The 20,613-nt window shown below is 38.5% G+C and carries 16 protein-coding genes; 7 read left to right on the plus strand and 9 right to left on the minus strand.

The genetic code is table 11. The annotated features are described in order from the left end of the window. The first annotated feature begins 38 nt into the window (after positions 1 to 38). From tatA to H9565_RS20285, 3 genes are all read left to right on the plus strand, one after another. Entirely contained in the window at positions 39 to 221 is a 183-nt protein-coding gene (gene tatA / locus H9565_RS01740; RefSeq protein WP_038236782.1) for a twin-arginine translocase TatA/TatE family subunit, read from the plus strand. Positions 222 to 584: 363 nt separating this feature from the next. Further along, positions 585 to 3,173 (plus strand): OmpA family protein, encoded by a 2,589-nt coding sequence (locus H9565_RS01745; protein ID WP_215436728.1) that lies wholly within the window; start codon positions 585 to 587, stop codon positions 3,171 to 3,173. A gap of 385 nt (positions 3,174 to 3,558) precedes the next feature. Then, a complete protein-coding gene (locus H9565_RS20285; RefSeq protein WP_317195427.1) occupies positions 3,559 to 3,654 on the plus strand; it encodes a hypothetical protein in 96 nt (31 codons plus the stop codon). 91 nt (positions 3,655 to 3,745) lie between these two features. Here the strand turns inward: H9565_RS20285 and H9565_RS01750 are convergent, their stop codons facing one another. The 3 genes from H9565_RS01750 to H9565_RS01760 all read right to left on the minus strand — a co-directional run bounded on the left by H9565_RS01750 (position 3,746) and on the right by H9565_RS01760 (position 7,741). Beyond that, positions 3,746 to 4,747: a DUF4837 family protein gene (locus H9565_RS01750; RefSeq protein WP_215436730.1), complete on the minus strand. Its 1,002-nt coding sequence runs from the start codon at positions 4,745 to 4,747 to the stop codon at positions 3,746 to 3,748. 12 nt (positions 4,748 to 4,759) lie between these two features. Next, on the minus strand, positions 4,760 to 6,403 hold the full coding sequence (locus H9565_RS01755; RefSeq protein ID WP_246560208.1) for a LysM peptidoglycan-binding domain-containing protein: 1,644 nt from the start codon (positions 6,401 to 6,403) through the stop codon (positions 4,760 to 4,762). A 147-nt stretch (positions 6,404 to 6,550) separates the two neighbouring features. Further along, positions 6,551 to 7,741, minus strand: coding sequence for a phosphoglycerate kinase (locus H9565_RS01760; RefSeq protein WP_215436732.1), 1,191 nt, complete (start codon positions 7,739 to 7,741; stop codon positions 6,551 to 6,553). Positions 7,742 to 7,883: 142 nt separating this feature from the next. On the opposite strand from H9565_RS01760, the gene H9565_RS01765 reads away from it, so the two are divergent. Further along, positions 7,884 to 9,035, plus strand: a complete 1,152-nt coding sequence (locus H9565_RS01765; protein WP_215436735.1) for a DNA polymerase III subunit — start codon at positions 7,884 to 7,886, stop codon at positions 9,033 to 9,035. A gap of 61 nt (positions 9,036 to 9,096) precedes the next feature. After that, a complete protein-coding gene (locus tag H9565_RS01770; RefSeq protein ID WP_215436737.1) occupies positions 9,097 to 9,495 on the plus strand; it encodes a DoxX family protein in 399 nt (132 codons plus the stop codon). Positions 9,496 to 9,555: 60 nt separating this feature from the next. On the opposite strand, the gene H9565_RS01775 is transcribed toward H9565_RS01770, so the two are convergent. The 6 genes from H9565_RS01775 to H9565_RS01800 form a co-directional block, all read right to left on the minus strand. Next, positions 9,556 to 10,062 carry an OmpH family outer membrane protein gene (locus H9565_RS01775; RefSeq protein WP_215436739.1) on the minus strand — a complete coding sequence of 169 codons (507 nt, stop codon included), beginning with the start codon at positions 10,060 to 10,062 and terminating at the stop codon, positions 9,556 to 9,558. A gap of 378 nt (positions 10,063 to 10,440) precedes the next feature. After that, the gene (locus H9565_RS01780; RefSeq protein ID WP_215436741.1) at positions 10,441 to 11,271 is read right to left on the minus strand and encodes a class I SAM-dependent methyltransferase; all 831 of its coding nucleotides are present in this window, start codon (positions 11,269 to 11,271) and stop codon (positions 10,441 to 10,443) included. Further along, positions 11,249 to 11,803, minus strand: a complete 555-nt coding sequence (locus tag H9565_RS01785; protein ID WP_215436743.1) for a hypothetical protein — start codon at positions 11,801 to 11,803, stop codon at positions 11,249 to 11,251. Before H9565_RS01785 ends, H9565_RS01780 begins: the two co-directional genes overlap by 23 nt. Positions 11,804 to 12,073: 270 nt before the next feature. Further along, positions 12,074 to 13,942: a tRNA uridine-5-carboxymethylaminomethyl(34) synthesis enzyme MnmG gene (gene mnmG / locus H9565_RS01790; RefSeq protein ID WP_215436746.1), complete on the minus strand. Its 1,869-nt coding sequence runs from the start codon at positions 13,940 to 13,942 to the stop codon at positions 12,074 to 12,076. A 72-nt stretch (positions 13,943 to 14,014) separates the two neighbouring features. Then, entirely contained in the window at positions 14,015 to 14,434 is a 420-nt protein-coding gene (ybeY, locus tag H9565_RS01795) for an rRNA maturation RNase YbeY (protein ID WP_215436749.1), read from the minus strand. Then, the gene (locus H9565_RS01800) at positions 14,427 to 17,873 is read right to left on the minus strand and encodes a DUF4175 family protein (protein ID WP_215436752.1); all 3,447 of its coding nucleotides are present in this window, start codon (positions 17,871 to 17,873) and stop codon (positions 14,427 to 14,429) included. The genes ybeY and H9565_RS01800 overlap by 8 nt, the downstream gene beginning before the upstream one ends. Before the next feature lie 132 nt (positions 17,874 to 18,005). On the opposite strand from H9565_RS01800, the gene gltX reads away from it, so the two are divergent. Next, entirely contained in the window at positions 18,006 to 19,514 is a 1,509-nt protein-coding gene (gene gltX, locus H9565_RS01805; protein WP_215436756.1) for a glutamate--tRNA ligase, read from the plus strand. A gap of 147 nt (positions 19,515 to 19,661) precedes the next feature. Further along, positions 19,662 to 20,591, plus strand: a complete 930-nt coding sequence (locus H9565_RS01810) for an SPFH domain-containing protein (RefSeq protein WP_215436759.1) — start codon at positions 19,662 to 19,664, stop codon at positions 20,589 to 20,591. The last annotated feature ends 22 nt before the right edge of the window (positions 20,592 to 20,613 follow it).

Below are 20,613 nucleotides of genomic sequence, written 5' to 3' on the forward strand. Positions count from 1 at the left end.
TTTTTTAGTATCTTTGAATCTGTTTTAAAAACGAAAATATGACAACTTTACAGATATTTTTAGCGATAGGGCCATGGCAAATAGGGATTGTCGTTTTAGTAGTTCTTTTATTGTTTGGAGGAAAAAAGATTCCAGAACTAATGCGTGGACTTGGTAGTGGCATAAAAGAATTTAAAGATGCTTCTAAAGAAGATGAAACCCTAGAAGAGAAAAAAGAATAGCGTCACCCGTAATTTTTAATATATACTAAACCTTTGATTTGCATCAAGGGTTTTTTGTTATTTAAACTAATACCAATTGGTATTTTTAGTTGGTCGAGGATATTCTACACCTACTTGATTTTAATTTTCTTACACTCATCCTTCTTTTTCTTGCTAACATCATTATACAAGGCTTACACCTTATGAAACGGGCATTTCACAACAAAAAACGTTGTACACAAAACCTTCAACCGAAATTTGCGTTATCAAAAGAATACTATTAAGGTAAAACACCTTTGTGTTCTGCCTTGATAACAATAGAATTCTATTAAAAATACTAGCCAAATTTTAAAATCTCCGGATTTTTTTCAAACATCCCAAATCATGAAAAAACTAATAGCTGCCTTTATTTTTCTATTGTCTTATGGCTCTTACGCCCAAGACTTTGAAAATATTGATTCCGAAGAAATCGTAACTTCCAATGAAACGGAAAACATCAACTTTTCCCCAGTTGGTTCAGAAACCTTTTCAATAACCGAAACTTTTGAGGAAGCCGCCGATCGAAATGAAATTCCGCACCGGACATTCAGTGGTTTAACCGGTGTTGAAAATGGCTATTATATTATTTCAGGCGTTTTTAGCAATGGTAAAACATTGAACAAGACGTTAAAAAAACTTCATAAAAAGGGATTTGATTCTGCCGGATACATTCTTAATCCAGAAAACGAGCTTAATTATGTTTACTTGGCGTATTACCCATTTGGTCTTGAAGCAGTGGATGCTTGCGCTTCAAATCTAGATGATACGTATACTAATGATAAGTGGATATTAGAAATAGAGAATAGTGTTGCCATAGGAGGAGACGAGGTTGATTTAAACGAAGAAGCGGCGTCTATTGAAAACAGCATTGCACCAGTTGAAACCATAGCAGCAACTTCCGATTTTTCAGAACTAGAAAAAACAGAGCCAGTTCAAGAAAGTGAAATTACTGTTCCTGCATTTTCCTCTGACGTAGCAACGGACATTTCTGAAGTAGAAACTCCGGCCTCTACACTTTCCGAAACAACAAGCAAGACCAAACTTCTACAACGTGCAGACCACTATTTTGACAAAATGTGGTATGCCGAAGCTGCAGAACTCTATGAGCAAGCCTTAGAAAAAGGAGACAAGAATCGGTCTAGGGAAGTAATTCAAAAAACAGCGGACGCCTACTATTTTAACACCAATATGGAGAAAGCGTACCAGTGGTATAATGTACTGTACGAAAACTACGGTAAAGAAATGTCATCGGAAAATATTTTCAAATATGCACACTCCTTAAAAGGTACAGGCAAGTATGCGCGATCAAAACGTCTTATGCGTTTGTACAGTAAAAAGATGAAGGATGAACCTACTACAGAATTGTCCGGAAATCTTAAAGCTAACGAAAGTGAGTTGGACAATATCCTCAATACCAAAAAGGATTTTGAAATAAAGAATCTTGCGGTAAATACAGAATATTCAGATTTTTCTCCAATGTTCTTAGATTCTAACCAAGTGGTTTTCTCTTCCGCAAAAGACTCTTCTTTTTTTAATACCAGACGGTATAAATGGAATGATCAACCTTATCTGGATTTATATGTAGCCAAAATAAACGAAGAGTCCAATGACCTAAAAAACGCTCTAAAATTTTCTAAGAAAATAAACACCAAATATCATGAAGCTTCGGTAACCTTTTCTCCGGATAATAGTACCATGTACTTTACACGTAACAACTACGGAAAAAAACTTAAGCGAGATAATAACGGTGTAAACCACCTAAAAATTTACAAGTCTACAAAAGTAGGTACGGAATGGACCGAAGCCGTAGAGGTTTCTTTTAACAGCGATAATTATTCTACAGGACACCCAACTTTAAGCCCTGATGGAAAACAGCTTTACTTTGTTTCAGATATGCCCGGAAGTTTAGGTAAGACAGATATTTTTGTTGTAGATGTCCAAGAAGACGGTAGTTTCTCCGAGCCTAGAAACTTGGGTCCTACTATTAATACGGAGCAACGCGAAATGTTCCCATTCTTTAACGGAACTAAACTATATTTTTCTTCCGACGGGTTTACAGGTCTTGGCGGTCTAGATGTTTATCAAAGTGCTTTTGATGCCGAAGAAGGTTTTGCAGAAGTCAAAAACCTTGGTCAGCCAGTAAACAGTAATAAAGATGATTTCTCTTATATCGTAAACGAAGAGAATCAACAAGGATACTTCGCTTCCAACAGGGAAGGTGGAAAAGGAGACGATGATATTTATTCGTTTAAACGATTAATCATAGAAGAAGTTCCTGAAAACAATAATGCCATTGCCGGATTTGTAACTGAAATGGTAACAGGCGAGGTAATGCCACAGGCCTTAGTACAACTTTTAGATGAGAATGGAATAAAGCTTAAGGAAATGGAAACAGAAGATGACGGGAGCTTTATTTTTGAAGACTTGAACGACACTACAAAATACACTCTTAAAACTACTCAAGACAAGTTTGTTGATAATGAAAGGTTAGTAGAAACTACAGTAAACGATACGGTAAAAGTTGATATCGCCATGAAGCGACTTGAAGAAATGATCGCTGTTGAAGATGGTATTAAGAAGATCAAAACGGAAATGATTTACTTCAACTTTGACAAATCTTACATAAGACCGGATGCGGCCAAGGAACTTGATAAATTGGTTAGTGTAATGAAAGAATTCCCAACTATGGTCATTAAAATTGAATCACATACCGATTCACGCGGTAGCAAAGTATATAACGAATACCTATCTGATAAGAGGGCTAAATCTACAAGAGACTATATCATATCTCAAGGTATTGATGCCAGCCGTATAGAAAGCGCAATTGGTTACGGCGAAAACAGATTGCTTAATGATTGTGACGGATCATCACCATGCTCTGAAGCGGACCACCTGCTAAACAGAAGATCGGAATTTATAATACTAAACATGTAAAAACCATAAATCCTAAACCAAACCGCTGCCTTAAAAGGCAGCGGTTTTTTTGTGCCTAACTATCTACCCTAACCCGTTCCAACGTTAACAATCTTGAATAATACTACCAATACACCTAATATGAGTCTAAGAAATATCAATTTCCATTTAGGTATAAAAACAACTTGAAAGGCAAAAAGCGTCGTATATTCATTAGACAGGCCATTTATCTATGATTTAAAACAAGGCCACAAGCCTCCTTTGTTTATCACCACTTCACTTATTTTATATGGGTAGCCTCTTCCTATGCCCCAACTTTGTACCCAATCTCAAAATTAATGGTATCAGGAAATTATCACTTTTTAAGGAAATTTAAGTAGAGGCTTTTAGAGACTTGACTTTTAGAATGCTCACAAAGTATTTTAAGGCCTTTTCGTGGTTTTGTTTTGCCTTATTGATACTTGTATGTACGCATTTATTAACAGGGTGTCTACGGCCTTAGTATTCGCCTGACCAAATAATACAATTAAGAATTAAAAATGCCCATCTCGGTTGAAATGGGCATTTTTAATATGGATTTTTGCCAAAGAACTCTATTTCTCAGTTCCGGCCGGTTGTAACTCTAACGTTTTTAAAATTGCCTCTAACTCAAAAAGATCGTTTCGCTTTTCGGTTGCAGGGGCAAATACAAAGCCTTCTAAGACCAACTTTCTATTGTTCTGTTTATCGTTCAAAATGTAGGTCAAGAACGGTCCGGCCATAGGGTAGTTTTTTATATCCCAAAGGCCTCTTACTTCCACTCCCTTTAAACCGCCAATTTCTGTGGGGTATATATAAGGCGCAAAAGCAGGTTCTGTACGCATGTGGGTAATTTTTCCAGTAACATCTGGTCCGGGAATGTACTTGGCGCCCATAGAATCGCGCATAGCCACTATATCCTTAACCAGAGTAGAATCGGTACTAAAGCTGCTCTCAGGCATCTCATAAACGATAATATTGGCCGTACCCTTCTGTATTTCACGGTCAATCCACACAAAGTTATCCTCTTGTTTCCCTACTTTATAGATAGACGGTATTTTTAGTGTAATACCAAACTTATCCTGTAATACGGTTTCTTTGTTCAATGACCGCTCAAAACGGTTTTGGGCAGCCTCGATCTCCATGTCCTTAAAAGCCGTAATAATTTCATCTGCCTTTGCATCTATGTTTTCAAGAACCTCCTGCTTGGTAGTTCCTTTAATGACACCCACACGCTGCGGTGTAGCATACATATCCTTTTTAATATGTGCCAGGTTCAAAGAATCTTCGGCCACATAAAGAATAGACCGCGTATTCCTAATGGAACCCGTAAAGAACTTGGGTGCAATTTGGTCTATGGTAAATAAAGGCTCATCCATGGGCATTCCAACAACGGGAGCGGCAAAATGGCTTCTTATACTATCGCCCACACTACCTTTCCATAGTTCGTTATCAATAACCACCACCATAGAGTTTATGGCTCCTACGGAACTAGGAAGGTAATTTTGGTTCTTAGAGTCTTTGCAGGATAAAAGTGCTAGGGAAAAGAGTAAAAATAGTGTTCCAGCTTGTTTCATTTTGGTATAGGTTTACGATGAACATTCGCACAATTTTAATTTTGTGCCCGGTTTTAGATTCTTACCACTAATACCGTTCCATTGTCGTAAATTTTCAACAGAAATTCCTGGATATTTTTTTGAAATGGTCCAAAGTGAGTCTCCACTTCGCACGGTGTGGGTCTTTGTCCCAGGAGGAAAACTTTTTGGAGCAGCAGTTGTTTTTGTAGAAGCCACTGCCGCGCTTGGCATTCTTCTAGGAAAAATGGTAAGTCTTTGTCCTATTCTAAGGTTATTGCTGCGCAACCCGTTCCATTGCTTTATTTGGCTTACACCAACTCCGTAACGTTCTGCAATTTTACCTAGAAAATCTCCACTACGCACTTTATAACGAATTCTGTTCTGCTCTGCCTCCTTTACCATTTGCGGCAACGGGCTTTCTTTACTTTCCATTTCCTTTTTAATGTGGGCATAGATAGCTTCCTCATTATGCACAAAACCGCCCATAGCGTACTTTGGCAATCGTAAAGCATGGTTTTTTCCTTCAACAAATGGAATTACATCTAATTTATAAGATGGATTCAAGACCTTTAATTCATCTTTTCCCACGCCGGTCAATTCAGAAATTTGATCAAACGTAATTATACTTTTTACATGAATGGTATCGGTCTCAAAATAGGCCCTTTCTATTTTCTGACCTTTTAATCCGTGTTCCTCTGCATATTCAAAAAGGTACATCGTAGCAAAAAATGCAGGAACATAACCTGCAGTTTCCCTAGGCAAATAACGACGAAGATTCCAATAGTTCTTTTGCCCACCAGATCTTCTAATGGCTTTGTTTACATTACCCGGACCGGAATTATAGGCCGCCAAGGCCAAATCCCAATCACCATAAATATCATACAGTTTTGAAAGAAATTGACAAGCTGCAGTAGTTGCCTTTATAGGATCGCTACGGTCATCTACATAACTTGAAACATCCAATTTGTACTGCTTACCAGTGCCGTACATGAACTGCCATAGACCCGTAGCACCCACACGCGAACGTGCTCTAGGGTTTAACGCAGACTCCACAATAGAAAGATATTTCATTTCTAGGGGAATGTTATGGTTGTCCAATTCTTGCTCGAACAGCGGAAAATAGAACTGACTTACCGTTAACATGCGCTCCATTAAATCCCTTTTTCTAAAAAGAAACGATTTGATTACGTTCTCCAAAGAAGGGTTGTAAGCGATGTTAAAAGGTGTTTTTTGATTTAGTTTTTCCAAACGGGCCTTAAGTGTATCCGTAGGAAGTGAAGTAGGGTAGGTCTTATCATAATCCAAATTTTCTACCTCACGAAACATCTCATCGGAAAGCGCTGCGTTTGCATAAAGCTCTTTCATCCAAAGACTATCATATTTAGCGGCTTCGGGCAAATCTTGAAGCCGAAAAGACAGGTCTAGACTATCTTTTTTGAGACTAATGGGGCTATCGTTAATAGTTGTACTATCAAGGGCCATTTCTTCCATTTGCTCAATACCTTTCATATCCATAGCCAACGTATCGCCAGCAACTTCATTTATTGGGTTTGGCGACTGGGCAACGGAATCCTGCTCTTGTTCTTGCGCCATAAGTGGCAATGCCAAAACAAGGCTTGATAGAACTATGAAAAAACGTCTTTTGTTTTTTATCATTTAAACTGCATATATAGCGGTGCCAATTGCTTTAGTTAATAAAAGGGTTACAGTGCACTGTAACCCTCCTAAAATCGTACTTTTTTCTGAAAAAATAAAATTTTTATACAATTTAACGTTGTACACCGTTTATCGATAACGCCTTTATTAACCGATTATTGCAGCGATACCTGGTAGGCTTTTGCCCTCAAGGCTTTCCAACATTGCTCCACCACCTGTAGAAACATAACTTACCTTATCATCAAAACCGAACTGTTTAACAGCCGCAACGGAATCACCTCCTCCAACAAGTGAAAAAGCACCACCTCTAGTAGCCTCATCTATATAGTTACCCAAAGCAATGGTTCCTTTTGCAAAGCTTCCCATTTCAAAAACACCTATTGGTCCGTTCCATAGAATAGTCTTTGATTCCAGAATAACCTCTTTAAAGATTTCAAGTGTTTTTGGTCCGGCATCCAAACCTTGCCATCCGTCAGGAATTTTGGTTACGTCTACTATTTGTGTGTTGGCGTCATTAGAAAAATCATCTGCTGCAATAACATCTACAGGAATATGTACCTTAACATTCTTTTCTTTAGCTTGTTTCAAGATTTCCATGGCCAAGTCCATCTTATCATCCTCACAAATAGAATCACCTACTTGACCGCCCTGTGCTTTCACAAAGGTATAGGTCATACCTCCACCAATAATCAAGTGGTCTACCTTGTCTAAAATATTTTCAATAATAGTAATCTTTGAAGATACTTTTGCTCCTCCTAAAATTGCCAAAACCGGTTTCTCTCCAGTTTGCATTACCTTGTCAATAGCTTCAATTTCTTTGGCCAATAAAAATCCAAAACACTTGGTGTCCTTAAAGAACTTTGCCACTATAGTAGTTGATGCATGAGCTCTGTGCGCTGTACCAAAGGCATCGTTAATATAGATATCACCTAACTTTGATAGTTTTTCGGCAAAGCCTTCATCCCCTTTTTCTTCTTCGGCATGGAACCTAAGGTTTTCTAACAACAAGATTTCACCGGGCTGAAGTTCCGCAACCGCTTTTTCGGCAACATCCCCAACACAATCAGACACAAACTTTACGGTTACACCAATAACTTCAGAAACCTTATTGGCAATATGTTGCAAAGATAAATCCGGATTCTTTTGTCCTTTTGGTCTTCCCAAATGGCTCATTAGAACAGCACTACCACCATCTTCAAGTACTTTTATAATAGTTGGTTTGGCCGCTTCTATACGGTTAGCGTCCGTTACGTTAAAGTTCTCGTCCAAAGGAACGTTGAAATCAACGCGAATGAGAGCTTTCTTATTTTCAAAATTAAAGTCGTTTACAGTTTTCATGTTATGCGGTTTTAGAGAGCCGCAAATGTAATAAAAAGGAAGTTAGACTGGTAGTCCAAAACCAATAGACTGTAGATATTAACCATATTTATGATGTTGGTACGGTTAGATCGTATCTATTAAAAAAGTTATCTTTGGCCCCATGTTGTTCAAAGATATTTTAGGGCTATCGCACATTAAGAACCATTTGGCCACCAGTGCCAATGCAGGTAGAATTCCGCATGCACAACTATTTGTTGGTCCGGAAGGTTCAGGAACACTTCCCATGGCTATTGCTTATGCGCAATATATTATTTGTGGTAATAGTGATGGAGAAAATACCGGAACCAACCAAAGTTGCAACCTTAAGTTTGAAGGACTCTCACATCCGGATATGCACTTTGCCTTTCCCGTTTCCAATTCGGATAAAGTAAAAAGCCATGCCGTGAGCAATCACTACATGCAAGAATGGCGTCAGTTTGTTAAAGAACAACCTTACGGCAATTTGTTTGATTGGTACCGTTTGATTGGTATTGAGAAAAAACAAGGTCAGATCGGTGTGGATGAGGCGCAGGACGTGGTCAAAAAACTGGTGTTAAAATCATACGAAGGCGGATATAAAGTGATGCTAATCTGGATGGCCGAAAAAATGAACACGGCCGCCGCCAACAAGCTTTTAAAACTCATTGAAGAACCGCCAAATAAAACCGTCTTTATTCTTATTACCGAAGACGAGGAACAGATCATACAGACTATTCGTTCTAGGTGTCAAGTATTACATTTCCCTCCACTTGCAGAAGAGGTTATGGCCAATGCCCTTGTACAAAAAGGAGCGCTACGCGAGGAAGCATTGAGAATTGCCCACGAGGCCAATGGCAATTTCAACAAGGCCCTGGATTTAATGAACGAAGATTCGGAAGATCTGATCTTTGAAAAATGGTTCGTACAATGGGTACGGAGCGCTTTTAAGGCCAAGGGCAACAAAAGTGCTATTCAGGACTTGATTATGTGGAGTGATGAAGTGGCAAAGACCGGCCGCGAAACCCAAAAGAAATTTCTACATTATTGCATTGCGGTAATGCGCCAGGCCATGCTTATTAATTTTAATATCAAGGACCTTGCTTTTATGCGCATACATGCAGATGGTTTTAGCCTGGATAAGTTTGCCCCTTTCGTTCACGAGAACAATATTCTAACTATTGTTGAGGAGTTGGAGGATGCCATATATCATATTGAAAGAAACGGAAATTCAAAGATTGTTCTTACAGATCTATCCATAAAACTAACACGCTTGTTGCATAGAAAAGCGGCATGATCTGTGTCATAATGGGGTTTTTTTGCTAACTTAATAGCAACCAACCCTAAATCCGCAAGACATGGACACCTTTCTCAACTCGGCAACCGAAATCCTAATTCTAATTTTTTTAATCATTGTTTTCGTTCAGAGTAGCATTGATAAAGTGTTCGATTGGAAAGGAAATCTTAATTGGTTAACGGAGCATTTTACCGATACGCCCTTGGCAAGTTTGGTGCCCTTTCTTTTACTTACATTAGTGTTAGTGGAAATGGCTGCCGGTATTTTATGTGCCGTAGGGCTTTATCAAATTTTGATTGTAGGAGAAAGCACCATTGCACTCTATGGCAGTATCCTTTCCTGCGCCTCCTTGCTCATGCTCATGTTTGGCCAGCGTATGGCCAAAGACTATGAAGGAGCTAAAACCATAGCGGTTTACTTCATGCCTGCCATCTTTCTAGTATATATGTTACAAAAATAAAAAAGGCGTCCACAGATAAGGTCTGTGAACGCCTTTTAATATAAGAACGTTGAGCAGCAATTACTTCTTGTACTTATCGTTCAATAGCTTTACGATTTCGTCAGTTAAATCATTAGCATCCGATCCGTATAATACACTACCGCCATCTCCTCCACCAAGGATGTAAGAATAACCGTTTGCTTTACCATAAGCCTTAACCTCTTTTTTTACTTTGCTAATGATACTATCCATTTCTGTCTGGCCCAATAACTGAAGCTGCTGGTCTTCTTGTTGCAGTTGCTGACCTATCATTTGTCCTTTTTGTTGCATAGCACCATATTCTTCCTGAGCTTTTGCTTGAGACATTTTTTGAGCCTTTGCCTGAAAAGCTTGAGCCTCCATTTGAAATGCTTGTGAAATACTATCTCTTTTTTTGGTAAGTGCGTCTGCCTTTACTTTAAAGCTAGCCTCAACATCTATTTTTTCTTGGTACTCCTCCATCAACTTTACGTTGTCTACAAACCCAATTTTTTCCTGTTGACAAGAAACTGCTACCAACATTAAAAATACCACTACTACATTTTTCATAATTCAGTTTATTTTAATCTGCTTTTTATTTTCGTTATCCTATTTTGAAAACTTTGACTGCCAAAATTATCACAATCTATTTTCCAAGCTGCGCAAAAATAGAAAAGCTTTTCTAATTGTTGTTAACTAATTTCTAAATCTGAACGAAGTGGTAGGGAATCAAAAAAATAATGTTACGGATTCCATGTATTTTAGTAAAATACGTCACATAGAAAATACTTATGCAAAGAATCTAATACAATAAGTGATAGTTATTAAAAACAGCCTCCAGAAAAGGCGCCAATTGATAGATTTTTGAGAAAGAATACACGGATAAGGCATTTGCTCAGAAAAAGCCTTAAAACCGCTAAAAATTGATTTTAGAGCAAAAATGGTCTACTATAACTCCCTTTTTAGAATATATATTACTGAAGAGGGGCGTCCATTAAAAACTGCACGAAAATTTGACCACAAACCAACACAGAACGCTTGTATAAAATTTTGCCTGCCTGTTTTATATTTTTCGGAAAGCATGGAAACATAAAAAGCATCAAACCACATAGGTTTTATTTTTACGAGTTTCATTCCGTGTTTGGAAAACACCTTTTCAATAGCTCCTTTTGAAAAATGCCAAAGGTGTCTTGGCACATCATAAGCTGCCCAAAACTCTTTGTAATGTTCCGCGTCGTAAGATTTATAATTGGGTACCGCTACAATCAAGGTGCCCTCCCCTTCTAAATGATCCAATATAATTTTTATCTGTTCATCTAGATTTGGTAAATGTTCCAAAACGTGCCAAAGCGTAATTACCTGGAATTTTGTTTGGGGGAATGCTTCAATGTTAGAATGCAGCTCCATTTTCTTTTCTCGGGATCGCATCCGGGCATCATGGTTTGGCTCTACCCCTTTAACAGACCATTTCCATTTTTCCGCTTCCAGCAAAAAATCTCCTGTTCCGGCCCCAAAATCCAATAAGGTTTTTTTGCCCTTTGCATATTTATTTATCAAAAGAACTTTCTGGACCAAACTAAACCTTTTGACCAATTGATACATTTTATCAATGGCAGATTTAGAGGAATCCGTATGTGAAATGTATGCATCACTTTCGTAGTATTTTTGAAGATTTTTGGGTTGCGGTTTGGTCACCAACATTTCCAACTCTTCATCCAAAAGTAATTCAAAGTCTTCGCCGGAAATCGAGAAGTCTTTAGTTTTTAAAAATGGTTTCATTATAGTTGTGCGTGGTCAGGTATTCTTTTTTGAGAGTTCGAAGATAATTTAAAACTGGCTCTCTAGAAAACGAATCTTCATGAAGACAATCTTTTTCTTTATCACTATACACCTCAATGGCAATATACCAATTATCCGTTCTTAAAATATCCTCTCCTCCAACATCGTCTAAATCATCTTCACTATCTAATGCGGCATTCAAAGTTGCACTAAAAATAGCAGGTGCTAGATTCAAAATTTTGGTAGGTATGTCAACCTCGTAAAAAGCAAAAAAGTAATATTCGTCATCAATTAAAAAAGGTACATCGTCATATACATTTTCATCGCCCAACTGAAACTTTGTATTTACATAATTGTAAAAATGGTTGGCATCTTTGGGGTCTTCAAAAATAAACATGGTGCGTTTAGAAAGACTTCTTTTAAACTTCTTTCCTTTCTTTAATTTATAGTCACGAATAGCAGGTGCAACTCGGATGGGAACACAAGATTGTATGATTAAGACCAAGCACAAAATTGAAAGAATATGTCTCATTTTCAAAGTCCGTTTAGATTGAAAAAATAGCTCAACAAAAACTGAGCCCAAAAACAATATCATGAGACGCATACCGTTCTATATTGACATAAAAAAGAAAAGGATTTCTTGCAAACCCCTATTCTCGGGACCGAGCAAGAAACCCTTGTTTTTTCAATATCGCTTTACCAGCTAGTGCCTTACGCACTAGTGTAGGCACGGGAACCACGTTATTTTTACAACACAAATGGCGTGGAAACTCTATATGTTCCACGTGGAACCTTGCCTAAATTACCTTCCTAAATACACCAACAACACACTAATATCCGAAGGATTCACGCCACTAACCCTAGCGGCCTGAGCAATGGTTACTGGCTGTATACTGTTCAATTTTTCACGAGCTTCAAAGGATAAAGACTTCAGCTTTGAATAGTCAAAATTAGCTGGGATTTTCACATTCTCAAGCCGCAATAACTTATCCGCATTGTTCTTTTCCTTTTCAATATACCCCGAATATTTAACCTGGATTTCGGTCTGTTCCAACACCTCTCTATCTAAATTATTTTCCTCCACAAAACCAGAAACCATCTCCAATTGAAGCATGTGGTCCATGGTTACTTTTGGGCGGGAAAACACCTTGAACATCTTATCAGATTGCTTCACCAAGGATGAATTTATACTATCCAAAATTGGATTTATCTCTTCCGGCTTTACACTAGTTTCCCTAAAGAAATTGACAAAAGAATCAGATTTTAACTCCTTCTCTTCCATCCTAATCAAGCGCTCTTTTTTAGCCAAACCTATGTCAAAACCTTTCGGTGTAAGTCTTAAATCCGCATTATCCTGACGCAATAAAGTTCTATATTCCGCTCTGGAAGTAAACATTCTATACGGCTCTTCCGTACCCTTCGTAATCAAATCATCTATCAATACACCAATGTATGCTTCGTCTCTTTGAAGTATAAATTCTTCATTTTCCTTAATCTTTAGGTGTGCGTTTATACCTGCCATTAAACCTTGAGATGCAGCTTCTTCATAGCCGGTTGTACCATTAATTTGACCTGCAAAATACAGGTTCTCCACAAGCTTGGTTTCTAGTGTATGCTTCAATTGTGTAGGCGGAAAATAATCATACTCTATAGCGTATCCAGGTCTAAAGAACTTTACATTCTCAAACCCTTTTACGGACCGTAGTGCTTTAAACTGGACATCCTCCGGAAGCGATGTTGAGAATCCATTTACGTAAACTTCTACCGTATCCCAACCTTCTGGTTCTACAAAAATTTGGTGGCTATTCTTATCCGCAAATCGATTAATCTTATCTTCTATAGAAGGACAATAACGTGGACCAACACTCTTTATCCTACCATTGAACATAGGAGAACGGTCAAAGCCTTCCCGCAATACATCATGAACCATTTCGCTGGTGTGCGTCATGAAACAGTCCCGTTGGTTCTGTAAAATTGGCGTCTGCAAATAAGAAAACTTCTCAGGAATTGCATCACCTGGTTGAGGAATCATAACCGAATAATCCAAAGAACGACCATCAACTCTAGGTGGTGTTCCCGTTTTCATACGACCGCTAACAAAGCCAAAATCTAACAATTGCTCGGTAATTCCTGTTGCCGCTTTCTCTCCTGCCCTACCTCCTCCAAACTGCTTTTCTCCAATATGGATAAGTCCATTTAGAAAAGTACCGTTCGTTAGAATTACGGATTTAGAACGAATATCAATTCCTAAAGAACTCTTTACACCAACAGCTTTTCCGTTCTCCACGAGGAGACCGCTAACCATTTCTTGATAAAAATCTACATTCGGTATATTCTCTAAAGCTAAGCGCCATTCCTCAGCAAAACGCATACGGTCATTCTGCGCACGCGGACTCCACATAGCAGGACCTTTTGACTTATTCAACATTTTAAACTGAATGGCAGACTTATCCGTGATTATTCCGCTCATTCCACCAAGCGCATCAATCTCACGCACAATTTGTCCTTTTGCAATACCGCCCATAGCAGGATTACAGGACATTTGCCCTATGGTTTGTAAATTCATGGTTACCAAAAGCGTTTTGGAACCCATATTTCCAGCAGCAGCAGCAGCTTCCGCACCCGCATGACCACCACCTACAACTATAACATCATATTCCTCTGCAAACATCTCTTCTCCTAAATAAATGTGATTATTTGATAATTTTATCCGCCCAAATTGCGCAACAGCAATTTGAAACTTTTATTGTTCCACGTGGAACAATTCAATTTTTTCATTCTCTTTACTACGCATTAAGAGCACTTCCTCCTTGGACTTGTCCTTATATCCAAACAAATGCAAGACGCCATGCGCCATTACCCGTAGCATCTCTTCCTCAAAAGAAACGGATAATTGATCGGCATTATCTTTAACTCTATCTACAGAGATAAAAATATCCCCGGCAATAACCTTTCCTTCTGTATAATCAAACGTTAAAATATCCGTATACGTATCGTGATTTAGATATTTTTCGTTCATTTCCAAAACCTCATCATCAGAGCAAAAAACATAATCCACTTGGCTCAAAATGCCATCTTCAGATGAAATAACAGCTTTCAACCAATCGGCATATTTCTGTTCATTATCCAAAGAAAAATTGGTTTTATAATGAAATTCAATCATCGCTTTTAAAGTATTCTTTAACCCTGTTTTGGAAATTTTCGCGCAAAGGTAAGCTTTGTCGATTTAAAATCTCAATTTCATTACGATAATTCTCTAATAATGAGGGTTTAGTAGTAATAGGATTTTGAAACTGATTGATATTTGTATTACTCTCACGTTCAGGTTTTTTACCCTGCTTTAAAGCGGCATTCTCAAGCTTGAGCATTTCATACTGTATGTTATTCATTCTAGACTTGCTACGCTGTGTAATACCATTTTCCAAAAGGTCATTCTCAAAATCTTCCATTTGTTTGATTAGCTTTTGAGCAAGTTTTTTATCGCCAGCATTCATCATATCCTTAAGCTGCCGTTCCAACTCTCCACGTAATCTTTGCTGCTCTTTATATATCTCATATATTTCCTGCAATTCAGATTCCGAAGGTTGACCGTTACCCTGACCAGATTCTGAGCCCTGCTTACCACCTTCTCCTTGTCCATCTTTACCATCACCCTTTTCACCTTTACCTGACTCGCCTTGACCAGGTTTTTTGCCCTGACCATCCTCACCTTGTTCTTTTCCTTGCTCGGAACCTTTACCTTCCTTTCCTTGGCCATCTCCTTCACTAGGTTTGCCCTCACCAGGTTTCCCCATACCATCCATTTTCTCCTTCAACTCTTGCTGTCCTTTGATAATGTCCGGAAGTTGAAATCCTTCGCCTTCACCCTCACCTTTACCAGACATCATACTTTGCTCCATATTGTCCAAAATATTTGCCAAGAAATCTGCTAAACTGTTAGACGCGTTTAGCACATACTTCTGATAAGATACACCTTGGTATATTTGATTCTCTGCAATGCTTTCCAAGGTTTTATCCACATTGTAATATACCTCGGTAATTTGCTCATTAACAAATTCCGAAAGCTCAGCACGTCGTAAGGAAAGTGCAAAAAGACTATCATCTACATGCTCAAAAAGTTCGCGCAACTCCTGCTGCTTATGAATGGCACTTGAGAACTGTGGACTATCCGCATCCACATCTTCTAAATTATCATACAATACTTCTTGTTTAAACGAGAAAGTAATCAAATTATCCAGTATTTGCCGTAGCATTTCAGCATCCTCGGTAATGGTTGATTCTCCGCCAGCACCAGCGGATGATGAGCTCAATTGCTCACTCATTTCTTTCATTTTCTGAGCTGCCGACTTTTGTTTTTTTGATGCCTTTTCCGAAGATTCTTGCTTATCCTTCGCGTCAGAACCTTCCGATTTCTCCTCTTTAAGCTCTTCTAACGCCTCCTCTTGGTCTTTTTTAACCTCACCCTCCTTTTCCTTGTTGCGGTCCAAATCAAGCGGCTTTTTAAGCTTTTCGTTGTCCTTTTGCAATTCATCCAGCTCCTTTTGAAGCTCGTCAAAAGCTTTATTAAGTTCCTTTTGCTCCTCTTCCTTATTTGACGCATCCAACTTTTCCGAAGCCTTTTCCTGCTCTTCAGCTAGCTTTTGCAAATCCCTCGCAAGTTGGTCAACCTTCTCCGTAACATAGTATCTTTTAGTCAGTTCCAACAACTGCTCAAGGTTACGTTCACTATTCTTTTGCTTCTTTCCTAACTCCTCCAAACGCTTTGAAAGCTCCTCCTTATTGATTTTATCCGCAACTTTATTAAGTTCTTCAAGCAGTTTCTCGTTCTTTTTTGCCTCTAACTCCTGACGTTCTAGCCGTTCTTGAAGCAGTTTATTCAACTTATCATCACTATCCAACTTATTCAAGTTTTCCTTAAGCTCCTTACTGAACTTTTCCATCTGGCTTTCCTGCTCTTGCTGACGTTTCAAAAAATCCTTGACCTGGTTCTGGTCCGTAAAGCTCAATTGATTTTTTTCCTTTTGACCTTCATTGATTTCCTTTAAATCTTCCTTTTGTTCCTTGAACTTCTCCAAAGACCTATCCAGATTATTGATTAAAGATTGCTGGGATTCCAACTCCTTATTTCGCAATTGGTTTTCATCCAACAAAGCCAATGAATACACTTGACTCTTAGTAGATTTACCGTTGTGAATAGCATCATTATCAACCGCTTCAAAGTAGAAGCTATATTTATTATCGGCCTGTATCTCTAGGCCGGAAGGAAAAGTATAATAGAACTGGTCAAAATTGCTCTGAGGTGTACTTAACGGTATAATTTGTTTGTCTTCAGGGTTATCATCCGCATAACAAATCAATTTTATACTACTCAGTTTATAGTCATCCGAAGCTTCTCCGGCATAATAGGCGACGTTAGGATTTAACGAATCAAGAACCTGCTTTACTTTAATCGCTGGAAAAGCATCTCTTATGACCTTAAACTCATAACTTAATTTTTCATAATCGGTTACGTTTTTATTAGAAGTCGAGACTTCATACTCCATATCCCTATAAACACGTTTATTAAGAGAAAACAAACCTTTGCTAGTAGAAAAATTCTGAACGGTATCCTTGGTGATTAAACGTATAACCTCCGTATTCTCCCCATCTATAGACCAAGTTACCTTAGTTCCTTCAGGAAATACCGCATTTCCGGTACTTTTTAATGTTTCCGACGCTCTGCCCGTATAATTGGGATAATCCAATTTCATCTCAAAATCCTGAATAACGGGTGTCCTGAGCACATTTAACGTATACGCCCTTGAACGCACCTCATTTGCCAAAAAGTGAAAATCAACACTAGTTAAAGGAGGCGTAAACGTATAACGGTACCGACCGTTATCTTCCTGTAAAATAGATTGTTTTCCATCAATAACAATAGAAACGGATTCTGGTTTTACCTCACCCTCCGTGCGGACTTCGATGGTAAATTCCTCTGAATCTAGAACCTCTAAATCCGTAGTATTTAAAAGAAATGAGAACGGAGCCGGTGGTTCATAAGCAAGCCTATAATTAACTACACGATCAGCAGAGCCAAAGAAAGGCTTAAGGTTTCCCGAAACCCAAATCACCAAAACAATCACAGCAGGAATTGCCAAATACTTTACATATTTCAAGTTTTCCCTAAAATCAACCGCTTTTGTAAACGGAACAACCCTCATATTCCTGCTACGTTGTTCAATACTCGCTAATAATAATTCCGATTGGTTTTTATCTTCACCAAGGTCTATCAAATTGTATAGCTTATCTCCTACTTCAGGGAAATGTTTCCCGATCAATACAGAGGCCTGCCTATTGTTCATGCCCTGTTTCAACTTAAAAAGATAAAATAAGGGCGTGAGAATGTATTTGAACAACAACCACAGCTCAATACATACGAAACTTAACAAAAGCACTAAACGACCCGTAGAATTGAGCCACAGGAGGTATTCCACACCAAGTACTGCAAAAAAGAACAGCAACCCAAACGCCAAAAAAAGAATAATACCTTTAATGAGCATTTTGGTGTAGTACTTTTTAACGAAGCTATTAAGCTTCCGGAGTATGATCTGGTAACCTTCCATAGAATGTAAAGATAAGGAAAAAACGACCCCAGCACTCAGATGCCGATCCTCAGGAAGATATGAGCGGTTTGGTCAGTATACCTTGGGGAGCTAGGGTGCTTTTTATACCTTTGCCGGATAAATATTTTAGCCATGAGCCAAAGAGTACGCGTACGTTTTGCACCTAGCCCTACAGGGCCATTGCATATTGGTGGTGTTCGCACTGCCCTATTCAACTATCTATTCGCCAAAAAACACGGCGGTGATTTTATTTTAAGGATAGAAGATACTGACCAAAACCGTTATGTAGAAGGCGCTGAACAATATATTATTGATGCACTTAACTGGTGCGGACTTACTTTTGACGAAGGTCCAGGTTTAAAAGGAGATTTTGGCCCATACAGACAAAGCGAGCGCAAGCATTTATACAAGCAATATGCTGAAGAGCTTATAACTAAAGGAAAGGCTTATTACGCTTTTGACACAGCAGAAAAGCTTGATGCTCACCGTAAAGACCATGAAGCAAAAGGAAAAACATTCATTTATAATTGGCATAATCGCCTAAAACTGGACAATTCACTCTCGTTAATGCCCGAAGAAGTTCAAAAGCGCTTGGACGCCGGCGAAGATTATGTAGTCCGGTTTTTAACCCCACCTGATGAAAAATTGCAGCTAAAAGACAGGGTTCGTGGTACTATTGAGATAGATACGAATGTATTGGATGACAAAGTTCTGTATAAAAGTGATGGTATGCCTACCTACCACCTTGCAAATATTGTAGATGACCATTTAATGGAAATTACCCATGTTATACGTGGTGAGGAATGGTTGCCCTCATTGGCCTTGCACCAACAATTGTACGATGCTTTTGAATGGCAAGCTCCTGAATTTGCTCACTTGCCGCTGATTATGAAACCAGTAGGAAAAGGTAAACTCAGCAAACGGGATGGTGAAAAAATGGGCTTTCCTGTATTTCCACTTACTTGGAACGAATCCGTAGGATATAAAGAAGCTGGTTACTTCTCTGATGCCGTAGTTAACTTTTTAGCTTTATTAGGATGGAACCCTGGTACGGAACAAGAAATTTTTAGTCTTGAAGAACTTGTTGATACCTTTAGTTTAGAGCGTGTAAACAAGTCCGGAGCACGTTTTGACCCAGATAAGACCAAATGGTACAATCAGCAGTATTTACAAACTAAGACTAATAAAGAATTGGCAGGACTATATGCCGAAATACTAGAATCGAAATCGGTATCCGTAGGTGATCAATCCGAAGACTATCTGGAAAAGGTCGTTGGTTTAATCAAGGAAAGAGCAGTATTCGTTTCCGATTTTTGGGATTTGTCAGACTATTTCTTCCAGGCCCCTACTACCTATGCTGAAAAGGCTGTTAAAAAACAATGGAAAGATGATACACCGGAAATTTTAAACAGATTGGTATCCGTGCTAGAAGGTATATCTAACTTTTCCTCGGAAGCTGTGGAAACTACTGTAAAATCGTGGATTGGCGAACAGGAATTATCTTTTGGAAAGGTAATGCCCCCATTACGTTTGGTCATTGTTGGAGATATGAAAGGACCACATTTATTTGATATTATGGCTATGATCGGTAAAGAAGATAGTATTCACCGTATTCAAAAAGCGATTTCCAGTTTAGCTTAAAAGCTATTCATTAACATAGTAAAAGGAGCAGTAATTGGGTAACCCCAATCTCTGCTCCTTTTTTTGGTATGTAACAAACACAAGAAAATTACTACATATCTATAAAGTGTTTTGTAAATTCATTCCATTAACTAAAAAATCAAAATCATGGGCAGTTTTATTTGGATACCAATTCTATTCTTTGTTATCGCCACTATTCTATCGGGCGTTTTTATCGTAAAGCAACAAACCGCTGTTCTTATCGAGACATTTGGAAAGTTTACCAGTGTACGACAATCGGGAATTCAGTTCAAAATCCCCTATGTACAGCGTATTGCGGCAAGAATTAGCCTTAAAATTCAGCAATTAGATGTAATTATCGAAACCAAAACCTTAGACGATGTATTCGTAAAGCTAAAAGTATCCGTGCAGTATGTGGTGATTAGGGAAAAAGTGTACGATGCTTTTTATAAACTTGAGTATCCCCATGAGCAGATTACTTCCTATGTATTTGATGTTGTACGTGCAGAAGTTCCAAAAATGAAACTAGATGACGTCTTCGTAAAGAAAGATGATATTGCTATTGCAGTTAAGTCCGAGTTACAAGACGCTATGTTGGATTATGGTTATGATATTATAAAAACTTTGGTAACGGATATTGACCCGGATGCTCAAGTAAAAGAGGCCATGAACCGTATTAATGCTTCAGAAAGAGAAAAAATAGCTGCCCAGTTTGAGGGTGATGCAGCACGTATTCTTATTGTAGAAAAGGCCAAGGCCGAAGCAGAGAGCAAGCGATTACAAGGGCAAGGTATTGCAGACCAAAGAAGGGAAATAGCTCGTGGATTGGAAGAATCCGTTGAAGTGCTGAACAAAGTAGGCATCAATTCACAGGAGGCCTCTGCCCTTATCGTGGTTACACAGCATTATGATACGCTACAGTCTATTGGTGAGGAAACCAATACCAACCTTATTCTCTTACCAAATTCCCCACAGGCAGGTAGTGATATGCTGAACAATATGGTAGCATCCTTTACCGCAAGCAATATGATCGGGGAATCTATGAAGAAGACGCAGAAAGAAAAAAAGAACGAGTAAATACCAAAACATATTTAAACAA

The organism is Zobellia russellii (assembly GCF_018728565.1).
GTDB classification, from domain to species: Bacteria; Bacteroidota; Bacteroidia; order Flavobacteriales; family Flavobacteriaceae; genus Zobellia; species Zobellia russellii.